Source organism: Microcoleus sp. A006_D1 (assembly GCF_036702805.1).
Taxonomy (GTDB): Bacteria; Cyanobacteriota; Cyanobacteriia; order Cyanobacteriales; family Microcoleaceae; genus Microcoleus.
On record NZ_JAUBVZ010000001.1, the window covers coordinates 279,859 to 306,664 of the forward strand.

The 26,806-nt window shown below is 46.8% G+C and carries 25 protein-coding genes; 14 read left to right on the plus strand and 11 right to left on the minus strand.

The features are described 5' to 3' along the window. Positions 1-262 precede the first annotated feature (262 nt). Positions 263-1,546: a serine hydroxymethyltransferase gene (gene glyA, locus QUB68_RS01090; RefSeq protein WP_332988569.1), complete on the minus strand. Its 1,284-nt coding sequence runs from the start codon at positions 1,544-1,546 to the stop codon at positions 263-265. A 169-nt stretch (positions 1,547-1,715) separates the two neighbouring features. Here glyA and QUB68_RS01095 point away from each other — a divergent pair, with 169 nt between their 5' ends. Together QUB68_RS01095 and QUB68_RS01100 are read left to right on the plus strand one after the other, a co-directional pair. After that, a complete protein-coding gene (locus QUB68_RS01095) occupies positions 1,716-1,913 on the plus strand; it encodes a hypothetical protein (protein WP_006631916.1) in 198 nt (65 codons plus the stop codon). Positions 1,914-2,155: 242 nt separating this feature from the next. Next, entirely contained in the window at positions 2,156-2,629 is a 474-nt protein-coding gene (locus QUB68_RS01100) for a Tic20 family protein (RefSeq protein WP_332988571.1), read from the plus strand. Positions 2,630-2,811: 182 nt separating this feature from the next. On the opposite strand, the gene QUB68_RS01105 is transcribed toward QUB68_RS01100, so the two are convergent. The 4 genes from QUB68_RS01105 to QUB68_RS01120 form a co-directional block, all read right to left on the minus strand. Beyond that, positions 2,812-3,588 (minus strand): fumarylacetoacetate hydrolase family protein, encoded by a 777-nt coding sequence (locus QUB68_RS01105; protein ID WP_332988573.1) that lies wholly within the window; start codon positions 3,586-3,588, stop codon positions 2,812-2,814. Positions 3,589-3,680: 92 nt separating this feature from the next. Beyond that, on the minus strand, positions 3,681-4,280 hold the full coding sequence (locus QUB68_RS01110; RefSeq protein WP_332988575.1) for a 5-formyltetrahydrofolate cyclo-ligase: 600 nt from the start codon (positions 4,278-4,280) through the stop codon (positions 3,681-3,683). 327 nt (positions 4,281-4,607) lie between these two features. After that, entirely contained in the window at positions 4,608-5,297 is a 690-nt protein-coding gene (locus QUB68_RS01115; protein ID WP_332988576.1) for a hypothetical protein, read from the minus strand. A gap of 63 nt (positions 5,298-5,360) precedes the next feature. Then, complete coding sequence (locus tag QUB68_RS01120; RefSeq protein WP_332988578.1) at positions 5,361-6,002, minus strand: hypothetical protein; 642 nt, start codon at positions 6,000-6,002, stop codon at positions 5,361-5,363. Between the two features lie 250 nt (positions 6,003-6,252). On the opposite strand from QUB68_RS01120, the gene QUB68_RS01125 reads away from it, so the two are divergent. Beyond that, complete coding sequence (locus QUB68_RS01125; RefSeq protein WP_332988579.1) at positions 6,253-7,212, plus strand: GTPase; 960 nt, start codon at positions 6,253-6,255, stop codon at positions 7,210-7,212. A gap of 6 nt (positions 7,213-7,218) precedes the next feature. After that, positions 7,219-7,797: a GTPase gene (locus QUB68_RS01130; RefSeq protein WP_332988580.1), complete on the plus strand. Its 579-nt coding sequence runs from the start codon at positions 7,219-7,221 to the stop codon at positions 7,795-7,797. Between the two features lie 140 nt (positions 7,798-7,937). Here QUB68_RS01130 and QUB68_RS01135 read toward each other — a convergent pair whose 3' ends face one another. Beyond that, positions 7,938-8,195: a hypothetical protein gene (locus QUB68_RS01135; protein WP_293213529.1), complete on the minus strand. Its 258-nt coding sequence runs from the start codon at positions 8,193-8,195 to the stop codon at positions 7,938-7,940. After that, positions 8,155-8,517 (minus strand): DUF6972 family protein, encoded by a 363-nt coding sequence (locus tag QUB68_RS01140; protein ID WP_332988585.1) that lies wholly within the window; start codon positions 8,515-8,517, stop codon positions 8,155-8,157. The genes QUB68_RS01135 and QUB68_RS01140 overlap by 41 nt, the downstream gene beginning before the upstream one ends. 227 nt (positions 8,518-8,744) lie before the next feature. On the opposite strand from QUB68_RS01140, the gene QUB68_RS01145 reads away from it, so the two are divergent. Together QUB68_RS01145 and QUB68_RS01150 are read left to right on the plus strand one after the other, a co-directional pair. Next, positions 8,745-11,228 carry a CPBP family glutamic-type intramembrane protease gene (locus tag QUB68_RS01145; protein WP_332988587.1) on the plus strand — a complete coding sequence of 828 codons (2,484 nt, stop codon included), beginning with the start codon at positions 8,745-8,747 and terminating at the stop codon, positions 11,226-11,228. A 364-nt stretch (positions 11,229-11,592) separates the two neighbouring features. Continuing rightward, entirely contained in the window at positions 11,593-13,389 is a 1,797-nt protein-coding gene (locus QUB68_RS01150) for an Rqc2 family fibronectin-binding protein (RefSeq protein ID WP_332988589.1), read from the plus strand. A gap of 480 nt (positions 13,390-13,869) precedes the next feature. On the opposite strand, the gene QUB68_RS01155 is transcribed toward QUB68_RS01150, so the two are convergent. Beyond that, positions 13,870-15,924, minus strand: a complete 2,055-nt coding sequence (locus QUB68_RS01155; protein WP_332989203.1) for an iron uptake porin — start codon at positions 15,922-15,924, stop codon at positions 13,870-13,872. A gap of 298 nt (positions 15,925-16,222) precedes the next feature. Between QUB68_RS01155 and QUB68_RS01160 the strand changes: the two genes are divergently transcribed. Together QUB68_RS01160 and QUB68_RS01165 are read left to right on the plus strand one after the other, a co-directional pair. Then, positions 16,223-17,386: a glycosyltransferase gene (locus QUB68_RS01160; protein WP_332988590.1), complete on the plus strand. Its 1,164-nt coding sequence runs from the start codon at positions 16,223-16,225 to the stop codon at positions 17,384-17,386. 268 nt (positions 17,387-17,654) lie between these two features. Beyond that, positions 17,655-18,386 (plus strand): sugar transferase, encoded by a 732-nt coding sequence (locus QUB68_RS01165; protein WP_332988591.1) that lies wholly within the window; start codon positions 17,655-17,657, stop codon positions 18,384-18,386. Here QUB68_RS01165 and QUB68_RS01170 read toward each other — a convergent pair. Further along, positions 18,383-18,553 carry a hypothetical protein gene (locus tag QUB68_RS01170; RefSeq protein ID WP_332988594.1) on the minus strand — a complete coding sequence of 57 codons (171 nt, stop codon included), beginning with the start codon at positions 18,551-18,553 and terminating at the stop codon, positions 18,383-18,385. The genes QUB68_RS01165 and QUB68_RS01170 overlap by 4 nt on opposite strands. Positions 18,554-18,613: 60 nt before the next feature. On the opposite strand from QUB68_RS01170, the gene gmd reads away from it, so the two are divergent. From gmd to QUB68_RS01195, 5 genes are all read left to right on the plus strand, one after another. After that, on the plus strand, positions 18,614-19,645 hold the full coding sequence (gene gmd, locus QUB68_RS01175; RefSeq protein WP_332988595.1) for a GDP-mannose 4,6-dehydratase: 1,032 nt from the start codon (positions 18,614-18,616) through the stop codon (positions 19,643-19,645). 392 nt (positions 19,646-20,037) lie between these two features. Beyond that, positions 20,038-20,982: a GDP-L-fucose synthase family protein gene (locus QUB68_RS01180; protein ID WP_332988597.1), complete on the plus strand. Its 945-nt coding sequence runs from the start codon at positions 20,038-20,040 to the stop codon at positions 20,980-20,982. A 209-nt stretch (positions 20,983-21,191) separates the two neighbouring features. After that, complete coding sequence (locus tag QUB68_RS01185; RefSeq protein WP_332988599.1) at positions 21,192-21,686, plus strand: DUF4365 domain-containing protein; 495 nt, start codon at positions 21,192-21,194, stop codon at positions 21,684-21,686. Then, positions 21,683-22,228: a hypothetical protein gene (locus tag QUB68_RS01190; protein ID WP_332988601.1), complete on the plus strand. Its 546-nt coding sequence runs from the start codon at positions 21,683-21,685 to the stop codon at positions 22,226-22,228. The genes QUB68_RS01185 and QUB68_RS01190 overlap by 4 nt, the downstream gene beginning before the upstream one ends. A gap of 73 nt (positions 22,229-22,301) precedes the next feature. Next, positions 22,302-23,126: a peptidoglycan-binding protein gene (locus QUB68_RS01195; protein ID WP_332988603.1), complete on the plus strand. Its 825-nt coding sequence runs from the start codon at positions 22,302-22,304 to the stop codon at positions 23,124-23,126. 316 nt (positions 23,127-23,442) lie between these two features. On the opposite strand, the gene QUB68_RS01200 is transcribed toward QUB68_RS01195, so the two are convergent. Next, positions 23,443-25,005, minus strand: coding sequence for a phytoene desaturase family protein (locus tag QUB68_RS01200; RefSeq protein WP_332988605.1), 1,563 nt, complete (start codon positions 25,003-25,005; stop codon positions 23,443-23,445). A 155-nt stretch (positions 25,006-25,160) separates the two neighbouring features. Between QUB68_RS01200 and QUB68_RS01205 the strand changes: the two genes are divergently transcribed. Continuing rightward, complete coding sequence (locus QUB68_RS01205; RefSeq protein ID WP_332988608.1) at positions 25,161-25,748, plus strand: hypothetical protein; 588 nt, start codon at positions 25,161-25,163, stop codon at positions 25,746-25,748. Positions 25,749-25,759: 11 nt separating this feature from the next. Here QUB68_RS01205 and QUB68_RS01210 read toward each other — a convergent pair. After that, on the minus strand, positions 25,760-26,806 hold a 1,047-nt coding region (locus tag QUB68_RS01210), incomplete at its 5' end, for a tetratricopeptide repeat protein (protein ID WP_332988610.1).

Below are 26,806 nucleotides of genomic sequence, written 5' to 3' on the forward strand. Positions count from 1 at the left end.
GAGCGATCTTTCACGATCGAAAGAGTCGATCGATATTTGACGAGCTGGCCGAGTTGAGCGGTATCTTTCGCAACCGACAAATACCGTTAGTCAAACCAGCCAAACCCGACAAATATCTTTAGTAAAAACCGTCCGGGCGAGCGATATTTTTGGTAAAACCGCTTGTCAATATCGCTACTGGCCACTCTCAATCTTTTCCGGCTCTTTTACCCTTTTACCCGTACACTTCCAACTACCAATTCCCCATTGCCGATCAGGAAAATTAAGCTAATGCCGGCACTTTCAAGAACAAGTGGGGATATAACGGGAAGCGATCGCACAGGGCGGCGACTCGGCGCAGGCATTCGGCGGCGACGCTTTCATCATCTGGATTTAGCAGTCTATCGGCAATAATATTGCCAATCTCGGTAAATTCTGCTGTCCCCATTCCTCTAGTCGTCATCGCTGGCGAACCGAGTCTCAAACCGCTGGTGACAAACGGCGATGCCGGATCGAAAGGCACGGTATTTTTATTAGCAGTAATATTCACACCGCTAACTAATTGGTCGGCTCGCTTGCCTGTCATGTTTGCCGATCGCAAATCAACTAGCATTAAGTGATTGTCCGTGCCGCCAGAAACGAGTTTTAAACCTCGCTGCTGCAACTGTGCAGCTAAAGCGCGCGCATTTTCAATTACTTGACCAGAATAAGTTTTAAATTCAGGCTTTAATGCTTCGCCGAAAGCTACTGCTTTGCCCGCAATTACGTGTTCTAATGGGCCGCCCTGAGAGCCGGGAAACACTGCTTTGTCGAACTTTTTGCCCAGTTCGGGGTCATTGGTCAAAATCAAGCCGCCGCGGGGGCCGCGCAGGGTTTTGTGAGTGGTGGTGGTGACTGCGTGGCAGTGGTCGAGGGGGCTGGGGTGGTGGCCTGTGGCGACTAACCCGGCAATGTGGGCGATGTCTGCGAGCAGGTAGGCTCCAATTTCGTCCGCGATCGCTCTAAACTTCTCAAAGTTGATAATTCGCGAATATGCTGAATAGCCGCAAATTAGCAATTTTGGTCGGTTTTGTTTCGCCAATGCCAAAATTTCGTCGTAGTCGAGCTGTTCTGTTTCTTGGCTGACGCCGTAGTGAAAAGCTTTGAACCATTTACCGGATACGTTGACCGGCGAACCGTGGGTCAAGTGTCCGCCGTGGGACAAATCCATGCCCATAATTCCGTCTCCTGGCTCTAGCAAGCTCAAAAATACTGCAAAGTTGGCTTGAGCGCCGGAGTGGGGCTGGACGTTGGCGTGGGCGGCTCCAAAAAGCTGTTTGGCGCGATCGATCGCAATTTGCTCGATACCGTCAACAAATTCGCAGCCACCGTAGTAGCGTTTTGTTGGCAATCCTTCGGCGTATTTATTGGTCAGCACTGAGCCTTGAGCTGCCATGACAGCAGCCGAGGTAAAGTTTTCGCTGGCGATCAGTTCTAGGTGATCTCGCTGCCGCTGGAGCTCTTGCGCGATTAAATCGGCAATCAGCGGATCGGTTTTGGAAAGGAATTCAAAGTTAGTGTCCGTCACAATAATCAACCTTTTGACAAATTTGGGGATTGGGAATTGGGGATCTTTTAGCCTACTACGGATTTCGCACCATTGACAGAGATATTACGTTGTGTTCAGGTTAAGCCGTTTGTCCCAACCTCCTGACATACAATGAAATTACTGGTGTGAAACCTGCCGGAGGTATCAAATGTTAGTTATTCTAATGGAAAATCAGATGCTTGCCCCTCAGTGTGTTTGCCAAAGTTGTTTGCTGGCCGATCGCACAGGCCAACCGCGCTGGAGCGGTGGAGAGCTGCGCTGCGGGCATCCAGTTGCTAAACCTACCGAGAATTTGCCCGATCGATACGAGTGTCAAATGGGCTTCGTCATTGCCAATATTAAATAATCATGGGGCATGGGGCATGGGGCATCGGGCATGGGGCATCGGGCATCGGGCATCGGGCATCGGGCATCGGGCATCGGGCATCGGCCAAACAGTGACTATTGAACCCGACTCGATCTAAGTACCCCTGAATCTACTCTGCTCTGAGTGTGGGTAATTTCCGGGCGAGTCGGAACTGAGCCTGCTGCGTTATCCTGAGTTTAATGCGAATTGATAGTTTCTCGATCGACTCAGGAGAGTTCATTATGACTTGGCGCGGCTCTACGACTGTTCCAGACCGGATTTTTGCTTGTTTGCCTTATTTGCTCCCGCTGATTGACGGGCTTGCCTTTGGCAGGTTTCTGTTTACACAGTTTCCTGTCCTGCAATTGTTGTTGATACCGCTATCTCCATTGATGCAAATTTATAGTTTGCCCTTTGCTAGCTTGGTTATTTTCTTTGCCCTGTATTTAGGAGTGGTTAGAAACGAAAATATCAGTCATTTTATTCGTTTTAATGCGATGCAGGCGATTCTTTTAGACATTGTTTTGATGCTCTGCGGTTTGGTTTTGCCTATTTTTTCTAAAGGCTTCCAAGTCGCCTTTATTGCAGAAACTCTTTATAACATGGTCTTTTTGGGCGCTTTGGCTGCATTTCTATATGCAGTCGTTCAATCGGCTTTGGGACGCTATGCAGAGATTCCTCCGCTTTCGGATGCTGTTTATATGCAGGTACGTTAGTCAGTAGTTATTGGTTATTTGTTGGTTGTTATTTGTTGGTTGTTATTGGTTATTTGTTGGTTGTTATTTGTTATTTGTTATTCGTATCGAAGCTAATAACCAATAACTAATAACCAATAACTAATAACCAATAACCAAAACCAATAACCAATAACCAATAACCAATAACTAATAACCAATAACTAATAACCAATAACTACGGTATTTTCAAGACTGCCAATGCCTTCTATTTCAATGCGGACTCGATCGCCTATTTGCAGCGGCCCTACCCCTTGCGGCGTTCCAGTCAGTATCACATCGCCGGGAATCAGGGTCATTACTTGACTGATGTAGGAGACGATAAAGTCTGGGGAAAATACCATGCGATCGATCTGAGATGACTGTACCGGTCGATCGCTCCCATTGACAAAAGTCTGCAACTGTGCAGCAGGACTCAGTTCGCGGACAATCCAAGGCCCCAAGGGACAAAATGTATCAAACCCTTTAGCCCTCGCCCACTGGTTGTCTCGCTTTTGCAAATCTCTGGCTGTTACGTCGTTGGCGATGGTATAGCCCCAAATTTTGCCGTGTGCTTGTTCGGGAGTGCAGTGGGTACAGTGTTCGCCAATTACCAGGGCCAATTCTCCTTCGTAGTCTACCCTTTCCGACTGCTGCGGATAGCGAATTGCTCCACCTGCGGCGATGACAGCGCTGGGGGGCTTGAAAAACAGCAGCGGTTCTTCTGGTACGGGAGTTCCCATCTCGGCGGCGTGATCGACATAATTTTTGCCGACGGCTATGATTTTTGAGGGAGCGCACGGGGCGAGAATTTGGTAACTGTCTGGTGCAAGTTCCAAGTCAGTTGGTTGTCCTTTTAACCAAGGTGGTGCATCAAATACTTGAACGCTGCGGCTCAGTTGCAGCAAACCGTAATGGATGTGCCCTTGTGTTGTTTTAACTCGAACGTATCGCTGGGCCATAATATTTTAGATTTTAGATTTTGGATTTTAGATTAAATAGGACTTTCAGTAGGATACATATAAACACGGATCTAGGGATAATTACTGACAATTTATTGCTCGATCGACCTTCTAGATTTTTGCTGTATCATTTCTAACCCGCTTTCCGTGCAAATTCCGTGCAGCGGTTTGTCCCAGGAGTCAACGGGTAGCTGGGCTAGCAAGGCAAATTCAAAGATTGTGCCGATCGCAATTTTGGATTCCCACTCAGGTAAACTCAGCATTCGATCGTAATAGCCACCGCCGTAGCCCAAGCGATAGCCGCGAACATCGCAACCAACGGCGGGTATGAGGATTAAATCTACTTCTGAGTGGTCGATTTTCGGAGCATCAGGCAGCGGTTCTAGGATGCCGTAAGCTCCACTATGTAAAGCATCTCCGGGCTGCCAGATGTGCCAGGATAAGTCTTTGCCGACACAGCGGGGAAATCCCCACCTGCGGGGAGTTACAAATAGGGGACTTAAATCTGGTTCTTGGCGAAAGCTAAAGTAGGCGAAGATGGTTTTTGCTTGGGTAAATAGGGGCGAGTTGTGCAGGTGATTGCAAATGATCTCGCTCTTTTCTCTCCATTCTTGTGCTGATAGGGATTTGCGGGTGTTGAGGAGCGATTTTCTTAATTCGGTTTTAGTTAATGAAGGTTCAGGACTGTTCATATTTCATATTAAATCAGTTTAAATGAACGCAAAGAATCCTAGGGACTTAGGCTTTGTCTAAGACGTGTCAACTTAACGCTAAAGTCCTTTGTATCTCTCGTTTGTTGCCGAGTCTAGATCCCCCTAAATCCCCCTTAAGAAGGGGGACTTTGAGAAATGGACGCTTCCCCCCGAATCGTTGCGGGGACTTTGAGTGCTTCTTGTCCCCCCCTTCTTAAGGGGGGTTAGGGGGGATCGCTCCGAGGCTATAAGCGAGATTTTTCAGGGGGTTTCCGACTTGAATTTGACACGTCTTAGACACTGCCTCATTCCCTACAGATATCACAGCTAATTAACCGAATTTGAAATCACATATTGTCTCACCACAGGACAAACACTAAATAGCGTTTCATTATCCATTTCTTCAATTTCAACCAACGATCGCCTCCCCAAAGATTGCAGCCCATTGAATAACTCCGAGGGCGATAAATCGGCATCTTCTAGCAATTGCTCTATGGAAACTGAATTTGCTTCGCGGCTGAGGCGGCAGATGAGCTTTTTCTCTAATTCTGACAAGCGATTTATCTGCGGGTGCAATGCTGCTGCCAATTCTTCCCCTAGGAATAGCATATCATATTTCAAAAAATCTGCAACCCTGCCTCGGAATATTTCTTGAATGGTGGCGGCGACTATTTTTAACCACAATGGATTACCTTGATAGACGTTAATTAGGTTTTCCCATTTTTCGGGATTGAGTAAATTTTTATTTCGGAAAAGTTCTGCTGCATCTGTACCTATGCCTTTGAGTTGTAAAGTACGAACTGGTGAGTTTTCGCCTGTTAATGCGGTAATTTCTCTGGGGTTTTCCCAAGTGTGGAGGATGAAACAACTGTTGTGGGTTGTTTCTGCGATTTGTCTGAAGAGGATGCTGTAATTTTCGCAGTCTGGGCGGTAATTTCCTGCTAGTTGTCCGTTGCTGAGGAGAGTTTGCACGTCGTCGAAGATGATGAGACAGCGGTTTTTTCGCAGATATTCCATTAACAGGGAAAGTCGATCGGCAATGCTGACTGGTAATTCGGTTTCTGGTTTATTTAAGAGAAATTATAGGAGATTTTTTAGGATAGTTTCTAAGGGTGGGGAGTGGCGGAGACTTCGCCAAATTACGCAGTCAAAGTGATGTTGAATTTGTGGGATGAGGTGGAGGGAAAGTGCGGTTTTGCCGATGCCGCTGAGTCCTGATATTGCTGTGAGGTTGCACTTTTCTTGGACGATCCATTTTTCGAGGGTGGCGAGTTCGGATGTGCGATCGCACAACAATGATATATGAGGTGCGTCTGCTAAGTCTAGTCGGGTTTGGGGTTTGGAGGTGTCTGGGGTGGGCGTTGAGGGCGATCGATCTTTGGGAACTTCGGGAGATTTAGTGTCCTTACAAACATTGACGTTACCAATAAAAAAATCGTTTCCCGAATTTGATGAAATGATGAATAATTGTTGTCTTTCAAGTGCCGATCGTAAATTTGATTGAGTTACTTCTTCACCTAATACATTTGATAAACGCTTCCATAATTTTGAGGCGATATTTCTGACGTGACCTTCGCTACAATATGATGCTTCTGCGATTTGAGAGTATTTTTGACCTTCCCATACACCCAGCAGGATAGCTTTTTGCAGATCGTCCAAGTGTTCTCCTGTTTTTGCGAAAACCATGTTGTCAGCCAATTTCAAGACTTCTTGAACGTCCATTAGTTAAGTATGTATGGAGGTCTTGGCTATTTTATCATATTTTTTATGACATTTTATTACAAAGATGACACAATCTGACTTTTGGGTGACAAAGTAGTTTTAACAATTGATTACATTTTATTATTTTTTATCATAGACTAAAATGAGAAACTATGTATATGATCAAGCTACGGAATTACAGGCTGTAATTTAAGATTAATAATTGAATGCCGTGTTGTTTATTTGCCTTGTCAAATAGGAGGATCAAGCTATGTCTGTATTCAACACAAATGATGAAGAGCAAGCAAGAAACTGGTTAGAAAGTCTGAAGGAAAAACTGCAAGTAGCCCAGGGTCAAAAATTCACTTTTCTATTGGTTGGTCGTACAGGAGTTGGGAAATCAAGCACTGTAAATAGTTTAATGGGTAAAACACTTGCTGTAATCGGTGACTATGAACCTTGTACAATGGATGTTGAAAAGTATGAGCATGAACTCAATGGAATTAATTTCACTATAATTGATACTCCTGGCTTATGCGATGATCTTGAGGAAGTTGGAAATGATTATAAATATTTAGAACGTATGCGTTCCGATGTCAGCCAGGTTGACTCTATGTGGTTTGTCAGTCGTTTGGATGAAACAAGGGTTACTAATGACGAAAAACGAGGAATCAAACTGATTTCTGAGGCTTTCGGTTCCAAATTTTGGGGACAAGCTGTTATTATATTTACCTTTGCAGGTGCAAAGAATGCCTCAGACTATCCGATTGCATTGGAGAAAAGGACGGAACTCATTCGGAAAGAGATCGCTAAATACACTGGGATTGGAATAGCAAATAACGTTCCGTCGGTTGCAGTTGATAACAAAAGTAAGATCACCCCCGATGGAGAACAATGGTTAGGTGAACTTTATACCCAGATATATGCAAGAATTTCTGCTAAAGGTGCAGCACCATTTCTCATGGCAACTGTAGAGCTAATCAAACGACCTGAAAAGGAAAGAGAAGTTATCAGAGAAAAAATCTATGAGCCAGTTCCAACATATGCACCTATTGAGCTTAATCAGAGGCAGGCAGCAGTAGTCCGAAATAAAACTAATGAAGTGTTAGGTCTTGTAAGTGCGGGAGCAAGTGCTGGGGCTGCAATTGGCTCTCTAGGTGGGCCATTCGGTGCTGCTGTCGGGGGTGCAGTGGGTGGAGTAATAGGATTTTTTGCTGGGTTTTTCCGTTAGTAAAGTATGCGTAAATTTCTGCTCGTGGGACGAACAGGTGTTGGTAAATCAAGTTTTATCAATGCGGCGTTTGGTAGTTACATTGCTGAGACTTCAGAGTATGAAGCTTGTACAAAAATTGTTGAGCATTATGCTTACAAAACTCCTCTAGGCGATGTGTCTCTTATCGATACACCGGGATTAGCTGAGGATGACGAAGCCTGTGATGAAGCCTACCTATCTTTAGTACGGGCTAAAGTTAATTTAGCTCAGATTTATGCAACCATCTATGTGACTAGGCTTAACGAAACTCGTTTTAGTCCAGACGAAAAGCGAACACTACGCCTTTTGACTAATCGACTTGGTGCAGATATTTGGAATCGCTCTATCCTTGTTTTAACGTTTGCTGCATCTGTACCTGAGCATCAACAAGAGATATTTGCAGAAAAAAGGAGTCAACAAATTTTTGACTTTCTCCAAATTGTCACAAGAGAACAGGATATTCACAAAAAATTTAAAGGATTTGAGCAATCATGGTTGGTGGACAATATTGTAGAAAATTGGACATCTGATGGATTACCTATTCTCTCAATGTTAACAGATTGATCTTTAATCGCTTCCTTTCGCGGTTAATGACACTCATTAAGTCATTAGACAACAAACTTGCGATTTAGTTTACCATAACCTTACATCAAAAGCGATCGCCTTTCCTTAAATAAGGTGCGATCGCCCTAATTATTCTTCACTCAAACTATTTCAGAGGCTAAAAGCCTCCCATCAACTCGCTCATATTCATCTTCCAGTAGCCACGAGTGAGCCTCATCGTAACTTGAACCTAAAAACAGCAGTTTATAATTCGGCGATGGCTCGTAAATACCACACTTACTATTTTTGCCACCCACTAACATCAGAATCCGAGGCGGAAAAACAATCGGATCAACCCACAACTCGATAAATTCCCAATCATTGACTTGTTCGACGAGGTTTTGTGCGGGGGATAACATGATAATTATCGGTTCCTTTGATGATTTTAATTTCTGCGTAATACAACGGAATGCGACTACCGTCGGCTCTGATTTGATAACCTATAGGATAATCAAAGTATAGCCCGTAGCGATCGTAGTCATCGGTTTCATCCTCAATCCCTGTAAGCTCTCCTCTATTTATAATAGCTTGTATCACTAAATTCATTGTGGCTCTGTCATTAAACACATGAGCTTTTTCTTCTTTTTTCAGCAGTCTTTGTACCTGTGGCGTTTCGGGAAGATGTTTGTCAAATAAACTGGTTCTTGGGTCTGGTGTTAGTTCCCGGTTAATGCCACTCATTAACTAATTATATAGCATACTTGGAATTCATCCTACCATAACCTTATATCAAAAGCGATCGCACCTGCGGACAAGCCTTTGCAACTGCTGCGGGATTTTGGTCTAAAATAGATCGGACTCGGTGGTTAAAACCGCCGAGTTTTATTTTGCTTCTTCAGTCCCTCTCAGCTAGGGCGAAAGTTTGTATGTAGCAGCGGTTGCAACCGCCGAGTTTGATCTAAAATTCTATGAATTATCAACGTAAAGTTTATTTGCGCCGCTGGATCGGACTGTTGCTGGCAAGTGCGATCGCCCTGATTCTATTTTACCCGAAACCTCAGCCAGTCGATCGACCTTCCAACTATTCCCTAAGTTCTCAGGCATCTTTCAACCAACCTAGTTACTATCCTTTAACCCAAACTGCTGCATCCAAGCTGTATTTACCAACTGGCGATTGGACGGGGAGGCTCATTTTACCAACTCCCGAACAAATGCAGGAACTGCCTGGAGAAGATTGGGTCTGGCTGGAAGTATACCACACTCCGCCAGGTAATGAAAACTTAATCGGTAAAAAAGTGCGTTTGGCGTGGACTCAAAAGTCGAATTTGCGAAATTTAACCGCAAATGTCAAGTTTACAAACAGCACAGAAAAAAGCAAAAATCAAGGTAACGTTCATCCCGATCGCCTCAACAACCGTTTGCGAGTCGGCCCGCTGCAATCTCTCGCCGGTGCGCGACCTAACGATGATGTTACTGTTAGTTTAAATTCGGTGACACTTTCGGCAGCTAGCGATCGAATTCCGGTGATTCGTACCGACAGCGAACCGATGCAAATTGTCGGTCGCTTTTACAGTTTAGTCGCTTTCCTGGGTGCGGCAACAGGGAAAAATCGAGCTGTACCAAAAGTTTGTCCGGGAAGTGCACCTTGTGAAAACGAATACCGGATTGTTCGTCATTATAACTCAGTTTCAAAACAATTTGACGGCGTGGAGGAAACTGTGCGATTTCCCCAACAGCCACCCAAAAGCAGCGGTGTTTTTCCATCGACTCCCCAGCAACTGGAAAACTCTGCGGTTGGTAAAGCCGGGTGGTACATTTACGGTGCGAAAGATGCTGCGGGAATTTTTACTGTTGGGGCGATTAAACCGCGATCGCTCTTTCAACTCGGGCCGCAACAAGTTATTGTGGGAAAGGATCGCGGACTCAGTTATATTAAGGTTGAAAACTGGCAGAATACTGACAGCCGCAAAGGTACTGCCCAAACCCTACTTGTGGATGGGAAATCCGAGCGATCGCCCAATTTGATGTCAGAATGGAAACAGGGCGATCGGGCTTTAGCAATTCACCTGTTCGGCGGCATCGGCGGCAAACAAGCCGAATCAGTTGTAGCTGGTACTGTCACAGGACATTTTGCCTACGGAATCGCTGAAATTGTCCGCGATCCTTTTACACAAGAACTGCAATTTGACATCGCATACGAACAAGTTTATGCTAACAATCCCGAAGCAATTGTAGCGGGCAGAACAACTTGGGCAAATTACATGGGAAACTTGGAGAGAGGTTGGCTGGGGACTCGTCCGGTATCCGATGTCATTGTCAAATTAGATGCCATTTCTCGCGACTACAATTTGGGCGAAATTACACTTTCTCCCCTCGACGAATTGCTGGGGAATTTGCAAATAATGGCAGCCCGCTACCGGACTGGAGACGGGACGGGAAGTGCAGCAGTTACTCCGGCTACTTCCTGCGTGCAAGATTCCAATCAAGCTCTGTATTTAACGATAGAATCAATTACCCAAAAAGTCAATGTCAATCCAGCAGTGCAAAACTGGATTGCAGCGCATCCCAATCACCCGGAAACTCTGCGGTTTCAGCAACTTGCAGCTTTGAGAGATGCCCTGAAACAACAGTTAATCCCCCTCGGAATTGTGCGATCGGACTGGAAGCAAAATGCTAAAGTATTATCGGGAACAGGTGGCGAAGCGCAATTTGCGATCGGCGATAACCTATTCGCAGCTTTGATGAGTTGGCGGACGATGTTACCGCGCGGTGCCCAGGATGAATTGAGCCGCGTTTTCCTCAAATCCGGCGCTCAACTTTGGTTTCTTCGCACTAATCAAGTCGGTGGATTTAACCCGGATATTTTACCTGTGGCGCCGACTGTTTTGTTCGGTCAATTTCCGGCGCTGTCTAGTTTAATATTTCGCTCTTTTGCTGGGTTTACAACCTTTCCGGATGCGAGGGGATTGTCGATCGCACTTTGGGCATTATTAATCTACGGCGCCGCCGCCATTCCCCTCGGTGTTGCTGCGGGTTTTTTGCAAGTAAGCGCACCTAACGGCAATTTCGGAAACCTGCTATTTTTGGCACTCAAAGCGCTAATTCTTCCCGTATTATTCGAGGAGTGGCTGTTTCGAGTTGTGCTGCTTCCCCATCCCACAGAAGGAGTAACCGCAACTGCTTGGCTGCTGTGGATTGGATTGAGTTTGTGCTTGTACGTAATTTACCATCCTGTAAGGGCAATCACCTGGTTTCCCGAAGGAAATCCGACATTTTTGCAGCCGATTTTTCTACTTTTGACCGGACTTTTGGGAGTAGCGTGCACTGCTGTTTATGTGTTGACCGGTTCTGCTTGGTGTGCGATTTTTGTGCACTGGATAGTCGCGGCGAGTTGGCTGTTTGGACTCGGCGGTCAGCGACAGCTTTTTAGTAAATATAAGATGGGTTTGTAGTGAGGACTTTAGTCCTGATTAAAATCCGAGGACAGCAACATCAAGCACGAGATATTTGGTCTGAGGGCAAGCTGTAGCGAACTCGCTTGCCGATCATAGGCTGTTCCACATTTAAATTGCGTATTTGGGGCGATGCTCAAAGCCCACCCCACAAGACTTTAAAGAAACAGAATTGTAAAAATTAAATGCACAACAGCTTATACTAGCAAATATGCCGATCGCAGATCTAGCAAATATTCAGTTAGATTCAGCAGTTTAAATTCCCTAGATAGGTTTTTCGGAACGGTTATCTGATATGATTGGTTGAATATGACCTAAATCTGTCACCACAGAAATAGATAATTCGATCGCAAAAGAGGCCACCGTGCAACCCGTAGACTTTACAACTTTAACCGCCACTTGCAGCGAACTGCGAGCCAAATGGCTGCCAGCGCGCTTAGAACAAGTCTACCAGCGCGATCGATTTACCGTGTCCCTGGCCCTCCGCACCATGAATCAACGCGGCTGGATAGACATTTCCTCCCATCCAGCAGCCGCCCGCATCTGCGTCGGCGACTCCCCCCCCCGCATTCCCGACACCTTCACCTTCAGCGAACAACTCCGCCACCAACTCAGCGGTTTAGCCCTAGTTTCCATCGCCCCCGTCTCCCCTTGGGAAAGAGTCATCGACTTGCAATTCGCCAAACGTCCCGGCGAACCCGCCCTCTGGCATCTCTACGCCGAAATCATGGGCAAATACAGCAACGTCATCCTCACCGCCCAAGACAATCTGGTAGTCACCTGCGCCCACCAAGTCAGCGCCAAACAGTCCAGCGTCCGCCCCATCCAAACCGGACAACCCTACGAAATGCCCCCGTCTTTGACCGATGCAGTGCCGAGTTTGAGCGAATCTCTCGATCGCTGGAAAGAGCGAATTAGCCTGGTTCCCGGGCAATTAAAAACCAATCTGTTGAAGAATTACCGAGGGTTGAGTAAAGGCTTAGTTGTGTCCATGATTCGATCGGCAAATCTCGACCCCGAACAATCCACCGACAGCCTGAATCCCCACCAATGGCAGCAACTATTCCAGCGCTGGCTGTACTGGCTGCAATGCCTAGAAAACTCCAAATTCCACCCAAGTTTTACCCCCGAAGGCTACAGCGTCATCGACTGGCCAACACCCGAAGAAAAAGAAACAAATCCCGAAAACCAATCTAATTCCCCCAATCCGTTACATCCGTTAAATCCGCTACAAAATCCGCTGCCGAACTGTTCCGTCCAAGAATTACTCAACAGCTACTACACCGGTGAAATCAACCAACAAGTATTCGCCCAACTGCGACATCAGCTTACCCAAAAACTCAACAACATCCTAGCAAAACTGCGCCTCAAAGCCAACACATTTAAAGAACGATTGCAGCAATCCGCAGGCGCAGACACCCACAAATCCCAAGCCGACTTGCTGATGGCAAACTTGCAACATTGGCAACCCGGAATGAAATCGATTTCCCTCCCCGACTTTGAAACCGAAAAACCAGTTGTCATTACCCTAAACCCGGAAAAAAACGCCGTTCAAAACGCTCAAGCAATCTACAAAAAACACCAAAAACTTAAAAGAGCTCGGATTGCCGTAGAACCTTTATTAGCCGCCGTACAGGAAGAAATCGACTATTTAGAACAAGTCGAAGTCGCGCTTTCGGTGTTGGAAACCTACCGCAACACCCAAGATTTGCAAACCCTCGCCGAAATCCGCGAAGAACTTATCCAGCAAAAATATCTAGTTGTATCAGATTACCGCAGTACCGACAAAAATGCTGCGATCGAATTTCACCGCTACCAAACCCCCAGCGGCTTTGAATTATTAATCGGGCGCAACAACCGCCAAAACGACCAACTCACCTTTCGCACCGCCAACGACTACGATTTGTGGTTCCACACCCTAGAGATTCCCGGAAGCCACGCCTTGCTGCGCCTCACACCCGGTACAGTTGCTGAAGAAACCGATTTGCAATTTGCGGCGGACATGACTGCATACTACAGTCGCGCGCGCCACAGCGAACAAGTTCCGGTGGTTTATACAGAACCGAAATATGTATACAAGCCGAAAGGTGCTAAGCCTGGTATGGTTGTGTACAAGCAAGAGCGCATTGTCTGGGGCCGACCGCAGCAAGCCCCCGCATGATATCGAACCCGGCTTGTAGTGAGGACTTCAGTCCTTCTTGTTGCGGACTGAAGTCCTCACTACAAACTCCAAAATCTGTGTCCAATGTAACGTTATATTACAAATAGTTAAATTTTGTTGTTAAAGTACCCCTCAAGAGGGATGATAAGTCTCTTAGAACCCGCTGCAAAGAAACGTGCAACTTGGGTTTCCTCACTGTGAGAAAAACACTGTGGGAAAAACAACGGATTTAACTATTTGTGCAGACCAGCTTTAGCTAAAGCTGGTCGTTTCTGTTTAAACAAAATGTCTTCTTATTTTTTAGTCCGCGTGGGCGAAGCCAGCGCGAAGCGCGATATCGGCGGAGTCTTGGTTTGTGTAGTAGCGATTTCAATCGCCAAGTCTTATCTATAAGTCCTGACTTGATGAAAAACAGATGAATGCAGATAATCTATCTGCGTTCATCTGCATTTATTTGCGGTTAAAAATCCCCAAATCAACCTAGAAACTAAACGTCGTTCTCACCACTCCAATCACCAAATCAGAATTACTCTTATTGTGGTCGGGAGCAGTCAGCCAAATCACACCAGGAGTAATCGAAATATTATCGCTCAACTTAAACTGATAGAACCCTTCAATGTGCAACGAAGTATCCTTATCTTCCGGCAAACTTCGATTAGTCGAACTCGTCACTCGCGGCTCCATACCTACAATAAAGCCCGCCACATTTCCCTCTTTCAACAAATCGGGAAAAGCCAAAGTAACGGCCCAGTTCCAGATTTTTTGGTCTCCCCGCTGCACAGAACCCGTAGGAGTAGCCAAGTTCGATAAAATGCGCTGGTTTGTGTAACCCGCCCAACCGCCAATTGCCAATCCAGGCCGCACTCTCCACGAAGCTTGCGCGCCGTAGGAATTGCTAGAAACAGGCAGATTATTGTCGCTGTCAATTCCGAAGGAACCGAGACGCGCCGGGAAATTAGAAGCATTGCTGCCCGTACCGGTAACGAAGTTGTAGGAATTAACGTAAGTTAAACCTAAAGCCATAGTGCTTGTCGGTTTGAAAGTCAACTGAGCCAAACCGCCGTAAGAACCGTTAAACAAACCATTACCCCGTGTCGGGCTCTGAGCGTTGCCGGCCAAATATCCCAAACTCAGTTCTAGTTTGTCCCCAAACTGATGCCGCAGAGCGATACCAGTACCGGCAGTCAAATAGTAAATCGGGTTGCGAGTACCGAAGTTAGAAAGAGCACCAGTGCCGCCGTCTCCGTCAAAGAAAGGGTTGACAGTGTTGGTGAAATCGTCAGCAGCCCCGGCGTTGGCTTCGAGAATTACAGTAGTGTTTTTGCCTAGGGGGAATTGGTAAAACAGCGCATCTAAACCGACAGTATTGCTAGCAGTACCGAAAGGCCCGGCATTAAACCGCAATTCTCCTTCAGCAGTTTTGGTATTATTTGTAGAAAACGCACCCAAATTTAAAACTTGCAGCCGAGTTCTCAGCAAGTCTTGGCCAGAAAAACTCGTGTCAAAATTGAGACGCACCCTGCTGCCAAAAGCTGTAGTTCGATCGGCGTCGCGGCCGTTAGCATCCTCTCCGCGGGCGATACCTGTCAGTGCAAATATCACTTCGCCGTTGAGTTTTGTCGTAGTCGAAAACTGATTTGCTTCTAATTCAGAGGTGCGCGCTTCCAAGGCATCGACGCGGCCGCGCAAAGTTGCCAATTCTGCGGCAAATTCTTCTTGCAACCTTTGCAGAGAAGCCAAATCTTCTTTGGTTGCTAAATTTCTCGTACCGCCTTTAATCAGCTCGTTGACTTTATCCAAACAGGCATTTAAACCGGCTGCAAACTCGTAGCGAGTCATCGCCCGGTTGCCGCGGAAAGTGCCGTCGGGATAGCCGGCGATGCAACCGTAGCGCTCTACTAGGGATTGCAAAGCTTGGAATGCCCAATCGGTGGGTCGAACGTCGGAAAGTTGCGAAACTGAGGTTACTTGGCCGACAGTATCTTCGCTGCCTTCTGCGCTGTATTGGTTGATTTGTTCTAAAACATTTGACGGCGCTGGAGGCTGGGCAGTTGGAGCGGTTGATTGGGATATCTGCTCGGGTTGGGCGGCAGGTTTTTCGGTGCTGAGATTAGTCGGTGCTGCGGGTTGGATTTCGCTGGAGTTTGCGGGCGCGGCTGCGGGCTGGGTTTCGCTTAAGTTTGCGGGCGCGGCTGCGGGTTGGGTTTCGCTTAAGTCTGCTGCTGCAACTGAGTTGTTTTCCAGTGCTTTTGTTGGTTCGGCAACTGGGGCGACCTTCGCTGCCGCACTTTCTTTCTCAATAGTCTCAATAGTGTCAACAGTTAAGTTGGGGGCTGCGGACGCTGGCTGGCCCGTCACTGCTGTCGTCTCAGGCTGTGCGGTCTCGGTTGCAGTACCTGCTAATTGCAATTGATTGGCTTGAGCTGCGGCAATTTCTATAGGTTGCTCTGCTGCTAGGGCTGTCGAAGATACGACTAAACTTGCTGCTAATACAGCAGGACTGACTAAAAGTCCTTTCCACAAAAATTTTGACATTTTTTCCTCACACCACGTTAATTCGATCGCCCGTTCCGAAAATTTGGGCGATCGCAAATCACCTACAGTATTCCGCCTAATAGCATTTTTTGTCAACAATCGGCGGAATCTTTGCCGCACTCTGCGGTTTAGCTGTCCCTGATTTCACAAAAACCCCGTTTATTCCCAAAATACTTGGTTGGAGCTAGATACCTACGTAGAAAGCAGGTTGATGGTTTCATATTTCGTAAGTGAGCCCTCAGTAAGACTAATATTGACAGAACTGGCGCTCACAAATCGTTCGATCGACTACATAAAAGTGAAAAAACTCAAATATGCCCTAGTTCACGAATGGTTGACGCCCCTAGCTACCGGCGGTTCAGAACTCGTAGTGCAGGAAATTCTCAAATACATAGACGCTGATATCTATGCCCTGATTGACTTTGAATCGGCAAATCCCGAAAGCTATTTTTTCCAAAGACAGATTGGCACCACATTTTTGCAGCATTTTCCCAAGGCCCGCAGCGGCGTGCAAAAATATTTGCCATTTCTGCCGATCGCGATCGAGCAACTAGACCTGCGACAATACGACATCATCCTCTCATCCTCCCACGCCGTCGCCAAAGGCATCCTCAGCAGTCCCCAGCAACTCCACGTCTGTTACTGCCATACACCCATGCGCTACGCTTGGGACTTAACTTTTGACTATTTACGCAGCAGCAAAGCCGGACGGGGCATCCCGGGCTTGCTGACACGATATTTACTGCACCAACTGCGGCAGTGGGATGTAATTTCCGCCAACCGCGTCGATTACTTCATCGCTAACTCCCAACACACCGCGCGCCGAATCTGGCGGTGCTACCGGCGGCGCGCCGAGGTGATTTATCCGCCAGTAAATATCGATCGATTTTCCTTGATGCTGGAAAAACAAGACTTTTACGTGACAGTTTGCCGCTTGGTAAGTTACAAAAACGTAAGTGCGATCGTCCGAGCATTCAATCAGCTCGGGCGCACTCTGATTGTCATCGGCACCGGCCCAGAATTAGAGATGATTCGGCAAATCGCCAAACCCAACGTGCAACTGCTCGGCTGGCAGCCCGCCTCCGCAGTCGAAAAGTACATGGCAGAGGCAAAAGCCTTTGTCTATGCAGCTTGCGAAGATTTTGGCATCGCTTTAGTAGAAGCTCAAGCTTGCGGCACACCCGTAATTGCCTATGCAGCAGGCGGTGCTTTGGAGACAGTGCTCGACATTCGCCAACACCCGGAAACTGGGACAGGTTTGTTTTTTCCCACCCAAACCGCAGCAGCAATAGTCGAAGCCGTCGAGGAATTTGAGCAGTTTCACGCCAAATTTCAGCCGTCCATGGCACGGTTGCGCGCCGAAAACTTTGCCCCCGAAGTCTTTGAGCAGCGCTATCTAGCTTTTGTAGAACAGTGCTATCAGGAATTTAAATCCGGCGATTTTTCCAAATCTGGGACTTGAGAGCGGCAGAGTCCGAGTGGGACACTGGCAGACTGGGAGACTGGGAGACTGGGAGACATGAAAAATATTCTGCAATTGGTTCAGAAGCGCTGAAAACCTCTCTGCATAAGTGCCTTGTCCATTTCTGCTTCTTCCGACTTCCCTCGGACTTCTTGCTTCTTCCTTCTTCTGAATGCAGAAAATTGAGTATTTGAAACATAATTCACAGAACAAAGCGTCTTGAGGCTTTATGATCATGACTGTGTGTGGTGTGAAGTGAAGGAGTAAGATGACTGCCGACAGCCAACTAATCTCCGGCAAGGTAATTCGAGCGATCGCAAGACGCGGTTTTGGGCCTGTCCTGCAAGGAGACAGACGCATAAGTCGTTCTCTACAGAGCCTCGACGGAGAATTTTTCAAGCGGCTATTTGACATCCTGTTTTCCTTATCGGTTCTGATCCTGTTTGCTCCGGTTTACCTGCTTTTGGCTCTCTCAATCGCCTTAAGCTCGTCCGGGCCTATTTTTTACGTACAGGAACGAGTAGGCAAAAACCGTAAAATGTTTTATTGCCTTAAATTCAGAACGATGGTGGAAAATGCGGACGACATATTGCTGGAAATCATGGAAAAATCTCCGCATTTGCGTCAAGAGTTTGAGGACAATTTCAAGCTGAAACAAGACCCTCGAATTACCTGGATTGGAAGATTTTTACGAATGACAAGTTTAGACGAGTTCCCCCAGTTTTGGAATGTTTTAAAAGGAGATATGAGCGTCGTCGGGCCGAGACCTTTAGTTGAAGAAGAACTGCCGAGATACGGCTGTCACATCAACAAAATTCTCACCATCAGACCTGGAATTACAGGTTTGTGGCAAGTGTCCGGTCGCAACGACATTCCCTATCCCCGCCGAGTCCAAATCGACCTCTATTACGCCAATGACAAAAACCTTTGGATGGATTTTTGGATTGTTTTCAAAACAATTGGAGTTGTGATTTTCCCCAAAAATAACGGCGCATATTAATTTTTGTCCGCAGTCAGCAATCGGTAGTTAGTTTCGTTTGTTACCGACCACTGATGCTGACTACTGACAGCAAGCGGCAAACTCTTTGCCAAAACATTCACAGTTCCTTGATGCCGATCGCAGAATTGTGAGTTAACGTAGAGCTTGAGAATACGATCGGCAGGCAACAACAGCCTCTGGCCGGAAAGTCAAACGCGAATTAACACAGCCTGTCAAAGGAAAATCAGATGACGCAACGCAAGCGAGCGCTAATAACGGGTATCACAGGTCAAGACGGCTCCTACTTGAGCGAATTACTGTTAGAAAAAGGATACGAAGTTCACGGCATTATCCGTCGCAGTTCTAGTTTTAATACCGATCGCATAGACCACATCTATGTCGATCCTCACAGCGAAGGCGCACAGTTATTTCTGCACTACGGCGACTTAACCGACGGCACTACTCTGCGCCGGATATTGGAACAAGTTCAGCCTGTAGAAGTTTATAACTTAGGCGCTCAATCTCACGTTCGAGTTAGTTTTGACTCGCCGGAATATACGGTTGACTGTGTAGGAATGGGAGTATTGCGCTTACTAGAAGCAGTTCGGGACTACCAGAGCCGCACAGGCATAGAAGTGCGGTTTTATCAAGCAGGTTCTTCGGAAATGTATGGTTTGGTGCAGGAAGTTCCGCAGAAGGAAACAACTCCTTTTTATCCCAGAAGTCCTTACGCCTGCGCCAAAGTTTACGGCCACTGGCAGACAGTAAATTATCGCGAATCCTACGGACTTTTTGCCTCCAACGGCATCTTGTTCAACCACGAATCTCCGCGCCGGGGCGAAACTTTTGTCACCCGCAAAATTACTCGCGCCGTTGCCAGAATTGTCGCCGGCAAGCAGAAAAAACTTTATTTGGGCAATCTCGATTCCAAGCGGGACTGGGGTTATGCAAAAGACTACGTGCGGGCGATGTGGCTAATTCTGCAACAAGACAAGCCTGACGATTTTGTCATTGCTACCAACGAGACCCATTCTATTAAGGAATTTCTCGATTTAGCCTTCACTTACGTCAATTTAGATTGGCAAAAATATGTGGAGTTTGACGAACGCTACTTGCGTCCGGCGGAAGTCGAACTGTTGATTGGTGATTCGACAAAGGCGCGCAAGCAGTTGAATTGGGAACCTTCTGTAACTTTTCAGGAATTAGTACATTTGATGGTAGATGCTGACACGAAAGCTCTCGAACAGCAATTGCGAGGTTCCGGGAACGGATTCGATTAAGCGGCAAAACTAAGCCGTCACTAACAATTTGTAGGGGTAGTACCCCGTATCTGCCCCGATTCGCGCACCCGGGGGATTGCCCCTACACGCACTTCACAACTGATTCAGAGGATGGTTACAGCTATTAGCTTGGGCATTTCAAAGAACCAGTTTAATGGCTCGCAAAATTTTCGGATTGGCGGGCTAACAAAAATATTAAAATGATAGTTGAGAACTCGCACCCCATAAATCTAACTTTCGGGTGTCCGCCGATCGCATTGTCCCTATCTGCGGCAGCTAAAACGAATTTGTTGCCAGCGCATTTTGTAGCTGAAAGCTTTTTTTGGCTTAAGTAACAATTTGAGAATTGAAATTGTCGATCGACCCTTATTCAAAATCCCGAGGATAAAATTATGACAAGCCTGGATTTTAGCAGCAAACGCATTCTAGTCACGGGCGGCGCGGGCTTCCTGGGCCGTCAGGTAATCGACCAGTTAGTCAAAGCAGGAGCCGATGCTGATAAAATTTCAGTGAGTCGATCGATCGACTGCGACCTCCGCGTTATGGAAAACTGCAAGCGCGCCGCCGACCAACAAGATATCATCATACACCTCGCAGCCCACGTCGGCGGCATCGGTTTAAACCTAATCAAACCGGCAGAACTATTTTACGACAATTTGATGATGGGCGCGCAACTAATCCACGCCGCCTACGAAGCAGGAGTCGAAAAATTCGTCTGCGTCGGTACAATTTGCGCCTATCCCAACTTAACCCCAGTTCCCTTCAAAGAAGACGACATCTGGAACGGCTATCCAGAAGTAACCAATGCACCTTACGGCATAGCAAAGAAAGCCCTATTAGTGCAACTGCAATCCTACCGTCAGCAATACGGATTCAACGGTATCTACTTGCTACCAGTCAATCTGTACGGCCCAGAAGATAACTTTGACCCTAAAAGTTCCCATGTAATTCCCGCATTAATTCGCAAAGTCCACGAAGCGCAAGAAAGGGGAGACAAAACATTACCAGTTTGGGGAGACGGTAGCCCCAGCCGCGAGTTTTTGTATTCCACAGATGCGGCGCGGGGAATTGTGATGGCGGCTCAATCTTACAACGAATCTGATCCAGTTAATTTGGGAACAAATAGCGAAGTTAAAATTCGCAAATTAGTGGAAACAATTTGCGAATTGATGGGATATGAGGGAGAAATAGTTTGGGAAACAGACAAACCGAACGGGCAGCCGCGCCGTTGTTTGGATACGCAAAGAGCTAAGGAAAGGTTTGGTTTTGTGGCTGAAGTGGAGTTTAAAGAAGGGTTGAGAAATACGATTGATTGGTATCGCAAACACGCAGTTTGAGTGTGAAAAAACCCGGCTTCTTCAAGAAGCCGGTTTTTTTTATACTCGGCGGTTGAAACCGATCCTATACAAACGATGTCTGCCTCCGCAGACTAAGAATAAGAAATTATACCAATCGATTGGCATCAGAAGCGGGTTCTCTGGCAAAAATTCCTTTTGAAACAGGTTTATTGTAAAATAAATTATTTTCACAATAGGTTTATTTTGGAATGGAACTGAACCAGCAGAAAGAACTTTTGAGCAAAGCTTATGTACGTGCTGTTGCAGCCGTGGCAGGTTTCTCGATCGATCCGTTAGAGTTAGACTTCAACAGTATCGACCTACAAATCACGGCTGGCAGCGGTGACGGAAGCGTGTATTTTCCAGAGTTGAAGCTACAATTAAAGTGTACTTCAAGGGACGTGATGGACGGCGACTATATTCGATATCCGCTCAAACTCAAAAACTACAACGATTTGAGAAGGAATGCCCTAGTACCTCGAATCTTAGTTATAGTTTTAGTACCGGAAAATCTAGAAGAGTGGTTGCAGCAGTCAGAAGCGGAACTGTGCATGAGGAATTGTGCCTACTGGATGTCATTGCGGGGACAGCCAGAAACACAAAATATAGCAAATGTGAGTGTTTCTTTACCCCGCAGCAATCAGTTTACAGTAGAAGCTCTTAAGTCAATGATACAGCGCATTAGCGAGGGAAGTTTGCCATGAAAGTAACTGTAAGAGATAGTCACATTCTGAAAACAATTGAGCCAAATGTGTTAGAGAAATACTTGCAGATAAATGGCTGGCATAAAGCTCGTCAATTCTATGAGGGATTCATTTGGAGTAAGAAAAATTCTGTTAGTCAGGAGGGGGAAGTATTGGTTTCACCTCACCAAGATTTTGATGATTTTGCAGAGGTGATGTGTCGGAACTTAAAAGCATTAGAAGTGATAGAAAATCGTTCTCAGCTAGATATTCTCAGCGATTTAATCACTGCACTACCTAATGTTCCAATCTCGGGATGGATTAATAAAGTACATGGGGCAGAATCGGCAACTTGCAAAATTACATTAATGGGATTTGTGGTGGGGAAGCTGAGAAAAATTCATCTGGAATTGCCGGAATCAGATTATCAGTTGGCTCTCAAGGCTTATGAAGCGCGATCGCCCGTTACCTGTTTTGGTGATTTAATTAAAGAAAATGACGGTTTTGTGTTAAACAATCCGCACGATTTTGCTCTGCTGACTGAGGCAGAATTAATCTCATAGTTTGGCAAATCCTGGTTGTGGTATAATCTGAAGCAAAAATTATTGTGTCGATCGCATTACAGGAAAACAGGTTGTGCAAACTCTAAAATTAGGTGCATCGGGTTCCGATGTTGTGAAACTTCAAAAACGCTTGCTGGAGTTAGGGTTGAATCCAGGCCCTGCTGACGGTAAGTTTGGCCCGAAAACTGAAACATCTCTCAAACAGTTTCAAACTAATCAAAAATTTTTGGCAGACGGCATTGCGGGCCCCAAAACCCTCGCTGCTTTGTTCCCTGGGGAACTTTTGGGCTCGTCACTTTTATCATACAGGGCGATCGAGCTAATCTTAGAATTCGAGGTCGGCGGCGGGCGGGAATACTACGAAAGCCTGTTGCAGCGTCCAACCTGGCCGGAAGGAGCGTCGGGAATTACGATCGGCATCGGCTACGATCTAGGTTACAATACTGTAGAAGTTTTTAACCAAGATTGGCACAAATTACCAGATGTCGAGCAACAGCGTTTGAGTAACTGCTGCGGGTTGACAGAGGATGCAGCAAAAGAACGTTTAGCTAGTGTTAGAGACATCATTGTTCCCTGGGAATTAGCTTGGGAAGTTTTTAATATTGTCACAGTGCCGAAATTTTACAATCTGACAAAAGAAGCATTTCCCGGTTTTGAACAATTGCCCGCAGATGTTCAAGGAGGATTGGTAAGTTTGGTGTTCAATCGCGGCACGAGTATGCAGGGAAACCGTCGCCTAGAAATGCGTGTAGTTCGCGATTTGGTCACGAAAAAGAATGTGAATAAAATTGCCGAACAAATTCGCAAAATGAAACGAATTTGGCTGGGAACGAGCATTGAAAAAGGGATGAATAGACGGCGGGATGCTGAAGCGGATTTAATCGAGGAAAGTGCTTGAAGATCCTTTAGTGGTTATTATAAAAGCACTCGCTCCTTAATTCAAGTCAGGCCGCTTTTGATACGGCTAGGTGTCTTTTAATAATACCATTTGTAGATTTGTAGAAACAAAACCATTTCGACTCAATACTAGCGTTACAGGTATTTTTGAGGTTTCTGGAGGTAAAAATAATCGCCCGCAATGTGTCTGATCCCTGGTGCTTGTAGGAGAATTTGCCATACCTCATATGAGAGCTCGATCCGCTATAGTTCATAGGTGAAATAGCGATCGCCCGATCGCCAAAGCGGCTTACCAGCAAGGCATTCATAAAAAATCCCTAGCAATTTTCAATTGCTATATCCCGCAGCATTTCCAAATGCTTGTGCACAGGTGCGATCGTATTAGCTGCGATCGCCCCGCTAGCAGCAACAGCAGGCAAACCAATCCCCGGAAACGTGGAATCTCCGCAGCAAAACAGCCCCGCCAAAGGCGTTCTCGGCCCGGGAAACAAGCCGGTACCAGCGCGAATTCCCGGCCCGTAGGAGCCCCGATTTCTCCGCAAAAACCGTTCGTGAGTTAGGGGTGTCCCGACTAAAGTGACTTCGCAGCGCGATCGAATATCGGGGATAATTCTCTCTAAAGCCAACCACATCACCTCGGCGCGCGCTTGCTTCTGCTGTTGGTATTCGGCGCTGGTGCGATCAAGCTTTTGCCACAAATCGTAAGGCTCGTTACCGGGCGTGTAGGCGTGAATGACGTGCTTTCCCTCCGGCGCGAGGCCCGGGTCAAGGAGGGAAGGAATCGAGACGAGAACCACGTTCTGAGGCGCGGAAACGCCCATTTCCCAGTCCTTAACGGAGATGTAGTGACACGCTAAGTCCGATCGCACTCCCGCAGCATCAATTCCCAGATGCAAGTGCATGAAACTGTCGCATTCGGGAGTTGCCTGCCGCTGTTGCCGAAACCTTTTGGGGACAGAGCTTTCCGGCAATAGTTTCAGCGTATCCCAAACCGAGGCGTTGGAGACGACGGCTTTGCGCGCTCGAATAATTTTGCCCGATCGCAGGCGCACGCCCGCCGCCCGGTTGTTTTCCACCAAAACCTCTTCAACGTGGGAATTTAGCAGCAACTGCCCTCCGTGGCGCTCTAAACCGCGTACCAGAGCATTTACCAGGGCTTCGCTGCCACCGATCGGATAGTCCAAAACGGCGGCGGGCCTGTACCAGTCGGCAAACATGAAAGCTACCTCGGCTGCGATCGTACCGTCGGCGGGAAGTCCAGACAGCAGGAAGCACAACAGGTTCAGCCAATTTTTCACAAACGGATCTTTGACATTTGCGTCCATAATTTTGCTAAAAGGGCCGGCAAGTGCGATCGCATCGCCAGCACTTCGCAGGAAAGCCGGGGCAAATTTGCCGAGGGTGATCGCAGCGCCCAAATCGAAGCGCAAAGCCAGTGAGGGTAAGGCTGTCGCAGCTTTGGCGTAGGGTTCCATGACGCGCTGGAGTTGTTGCCATTCCGCTGCTGCTGCGCTACCGCGCAGTTTTGCGAGCACTTCCCCAAATTGACTCGCGCCTACGGAGGTGTCGAAATCGCCTTCTGGCAAGCAGCAACCCCAAGTATCGTAGGTGATGCAGGGGAGTTTTTCGCCGATCGCATCGAGAACTTGTCGCAGCGGGTTAGCAGAGGGGCTGTAGGATAATCCTGAGTACAAAGATGGCCCGGAGTCGAAGGTAAATCCGTCGCGTTTGAACCCGTGGGCTGCCCCGCCCGCGATCGCGTGACTTTCGCAAACAATCACGTCAAACCCATATCTGGCAAGCATTGCACCGCAAGTCAGCCCGCCGATTCCGCTGCCGATAACGATGATTTCTGTGTCTGTGGGGGCGATCGCAACCATGTTTTTCTCCGCTACATCAGCTAATATTATCAATTACTCGGTGGCAGGCTTTCCGGCCAGCCCCACAATCAATCTCTCTTCTTGTGGAACAGGCATCTTGCCTGTTCCTAAACATCTTGGATCGAGCCTAGTAAATTCCTGTTATTATTAGTTAAATGGAAAACATATCAATTCTAGAACAAGCCGCAAAATCGAATACTAAACCATCTGCCGCCGCCGTAGTTGCAGCCCTCCTAGAAGCTGAGAAAAACGCCAAGAAAAATAAAATTCGCTATGATTTCGAGCAGTTAACCGGCAATTGGCGCTTGTGCTTTATCACCGGCACGAAAAAGACTCGACAAAAAGCGGGAATTGTGTTGGGCGCGGGACGTTATATCCCTGAGTGGGTGGCTAAAATTCAAATTGCTTACTCGGTAGAACCTGTTGCTGAAGGCGAAAAGCCTAGGGAAACGGGCAGGGTGGAGAATTCGGTGCAGGTTGGTGCGATCGAGCTAACTCTTTCCGGGCCGACTAAATTTTTGGTAAATCAGAATATTCTAGCATTTGATTTTACCAGAATTACTGTGAAATTGTTGGGTAAAACTGTGTATCAAGGATTTATTCGTGGCGGTGAAGCGCGGGAGGCGGATTTTTTGAGTTTGAGTGTGGGGAAGCAGGCTTTTTTTGCATATTTTTTGGTAGAAGATGGGATAATTGCGGCTCGGGGAAGGGGCGGCGGATTGGCTTTGTGGGGCAGAGTATAAGCTGTGACTCATCAAATGGTTTTGTTGGCTGCTTTGATATTATCCAAAATCTTAGATTCCAGCGTGCGATCGCCTATTTGTTGTGCAATTGCCAAAGCTTCATTATAGTATTTCAAAGCTTCTTGCGGCTGAGAAATGTTGTTGTAAACCCTACCGATATTATTCAAAGTACCAGCTTCCCCAGAGCGATCGCCCACTTCCCGCGCGATCAGTAAAGCTTGGTTCAAGTATTTCAATGCTTCTTGCGGCCGAGAAATGCTGTGGTAAACTGCACCGATATTATTCAAAGTAGTAGCAACGCCTGCACGATCGCCGACTTCCCACGCTATCGGTAAAGCTTGGTTATAGTATTTCAAAGCCTCTTGTGGTTGAGAAATGCTGTAGTAAACTGCACCGATATTATTCAAAGTAATAGCTTCCCCAGAGCGATCGCCAACTTCCCGCCTAATTGGTAAAGCTTGATTATAGTATTTCAAGGCCTCTTGCGGCTGAGAAAGGTTATCGTAGACTAAACCGATATTATACAAAGTACGACCTTCCCCAGAGCGATTGCCCACTTCCCGCGCGATCGGCAAAGCTTGGTTATAGTATTTCAATGCTTCTTGCGGTTGAGAAATACTGTTGTAGACTAAACCCATATTATTCAAAATAGTACCTTCCCCCCATCGATTGCCCACTTCCCACATCATCGGTAAAGCTTGGTTAAAGTATTTCAATGCCTCTTGTGGTTGAGAAATTTTCCGGTAGACTTCACCGATATTATTCAAAGTAGTAGCAACGCCTGCGCGATTGCCGACTTCCCGCATCATCGGTAAAGCTTGGTTATAGTATTTCAATGCCTCTTGTGGTTGAGAAATATTATCGTAGACTGCACCGATATTATTCAAAGTAGTAGCAACGCCTGCGCGATCGCCCACTTCCCGCAGAATTGGTAAAGCTTGGTTGTAGTATTTCAATGCTTCTTGCGGCTGAGAAATGCTGCGGTAGACTTCACCGATATTATTCAAAGTAGTAGCAACGCCTGCGCGATTGCCGACTTCCCGCATCATCGGTAAAGC